The sequence below is a fragment of the Butyricimonas hominis genome, from assembly GCF_014287455.1.
In the GTDB taxonomy this organism is placed as follows: domain Bacteria; phylum Bacteroidota; class Bacteroidia; order Bacteroidales; family Marinifilaceae; genus Butyricimonas; species Butyricimonas muris.
In genome coordinates, this window is sequence record NZ_JACOOH010000028.1 from 1 (window position 1) to 2,229 (window position 2,229).

Here is a 2,229-nt window from a genome sequence, read left to right on the forward strand (position 1 = left end):
TATTGGACATCAAGGAGCGCACCGCAAAGAGCTATATCCGCTTCATGCGGGAAAGGGACATCATCACCAAAGACACGGCGAACCAAAGCTGTTTTGTCATCGGTTCATATAATCTTCAATGAAACACAATCCGCCCTTAGGCGCATGGGCGGAACTTGTGTGTTTTTAGGTGCTTGTGTCCTGCCCTGTTGTGAAACACGGCAGGATTTTTTCTGTTTGCAAGGTTATTCGGGTGATTTTAACTACTTTTGCAAAAGTAACATAAGAAAATAACGGCGACTGAACAACACCGGTTGCGATTTCGCCTTTATATAACATATACGTTCGCCGAACGTCCCGATGCGAAAACTGGCACTTTTCAAAATGTGGGGATATTCAGCGCAGGATATGCTATGCGTTTGTCATAGCGTGGCTGCACTGTTTCCACATTTGGGTATGCCAGTACCTCGCATCGAAACAGCGTCATGCCACGCTTTCTTTTTGGGGTGGCGGCTAACGTGCCAAGACAGTAGGGATTTATATCACTTTAATACCTGACAATATGGAACAAATCAAAGCGCACATCGCCGTATCGCTGGACGGGCATACCGCCACGCCGGACTATGAACTGGACTGGATGCCCCGTGAAGTCAAGGAACTGGCGGCAAGGGAACACGCCGCCGCAAGCTGCCTGCTTATGGGGGCGAACACCTACAACTACATCTTTGAACACTGGGGCGGGTGGCCGCACAAAAGCAAGCGGTCTTTTGTGGTGTCACACTACGACACCAACGTGACGCCGGACTGCGGCGTGGAGTTCCTGACCGAAGAACCGCTGCAAAGAATTTATGAATTGAAACAGGAAACCGCCATGCTGGTGGTGGGCGGCGGCAAGCTGCTTACTTCATTGATTAAAGCCGGGTTGCTGGACAGCCTGACAATCTACACCGTCCCGGTCATGGCGGGCAACGGCATCGGCTTTATCGGGGAAACATTCGGCTCACATTGGAAACTCTCGGAAAGCAGGGTGCTGGATAACGGGGTGGTCTGTTCGACCTACCTGTTTGGCGGGAGCGTATAAAAAATGCGCCCGGTTCCCGCCGGGCGCAACCACTAAAATTTCAATTATTATAAGTTATAAAACCTATCACAATGAAATTTCAGTGGCAAAGATAGGCTATTTCTTCGGTTTCGCTTTCTTTTCGGGGAATGAAAAAACGACATTGAACTGTTCGTCCAGCACAAGCGAAGCATCGAAAGCCTTGCCGTTCTTGCCCTTGAACCCCTTGATTAGACCGGTCTTGCGTTTCGTCACCAGCTCGACAATCTGCTTGTCGGAAAGCTGCTTGTCGCACTTGTTGCGGAATATGGTTAGCGTGCAGTCCACGTTGGAACACTTCGCCACTTTCGGGTAGAACAGGATGCGCCCGCTACCGCATTTCGGGCAGGGGCAGGTTTCACCGCCCGCAACAGATAATTGTACCGAAAGCAGTTCCGCCGTGATTTGGGCGGCGTACACCTCGATGCCCTTTCGGAACGTGTCGGCATCCATGCTGCCCGCTTCTATCTTGGAAAGGGCGGTTTCCCACATGCCCGTCATTTCGACATCGGCAATCTTCTTGTCCCTGACAATCCTGTAAACGGCAAGCCCCTTGTCGGTAGGCACAAGGTTCTTCTTCTCACGCACGATGTACTGGCGGGCGAACAGCGTTTCGATAATCGCCGCACGGGTGGCGGGCGTGCCTATCCCGGCATCTTTCAGGCTGGCTTTCAGTTCGGCATCTTCCAGTTCCTTTCCGGCGTTCTCCATTGCGGCAAGCAGGCTGCTTTCCGTGTGCAGCGGTTTCGGCTTGGTCTGCTTCTCCAACAGTTCCACGTTGGAAATCGGCAGGCTTTCGCCCTCTTGAAGCGGCGGCAGGCTGGCGGCTTCTTCATCACCGCCCGTTTCCTGCTCGCCGAACACGGCACGCCAGCCTGCTACTTTCATCACAGACCCTTTCACCGTGAAGTCGGTATCTCCAGCCGACAATATGGCGGTGGTAACGTCTTTCACGCACTTGCCCGAAAAGGCTTCCAGCATACGCCCGGCTACCAGCTCGTAAACCGCCCGCTCGTCTTTGGAAAGTTCGCCGGGCAGGTTCTCGGTAATGATTAAGGCGTGGTGGTCGGTCACTTTGCCGTCATTCACGCTGCGGCGGTTCAGGGGTGTGCCGTCCAGCCCGGCGGCATACCCGGCAAAGCGGGGGTATT

The 2,229-nt window shown here is 53.3% G+C and carries 2 protein-coding genes; one reads left to right on the forward strand and one right to left on the reverse strand.

What is annotated here, in order from left to right:
• Positions 1-541: 541 nt before the first annotated feature.
• Positions 542-1,060, forward strand: coding sequence for a dihydrofolate reductase family protein (locus H8S64_RS21940; protein WP_186978706.1), 519 nt, complete (start codon positions 542-544; stop codon positions 1,058-1,060).
• A 96-nt stretch (positions 1,061-1,156) separates the two neighbouring features.
• On the opposite strand, the gene H8S64_RS21945 is transcribed toward H8S64_RS21940, so the two are convergent.
• On the reverse strand, positions 1,157-2,229 hold a 1,073-nt coding region (locus tag H8S64_RS21945), incomplete at its 5' end, for a DNA topoisomerase (RefSeq protein WP_186978707.1).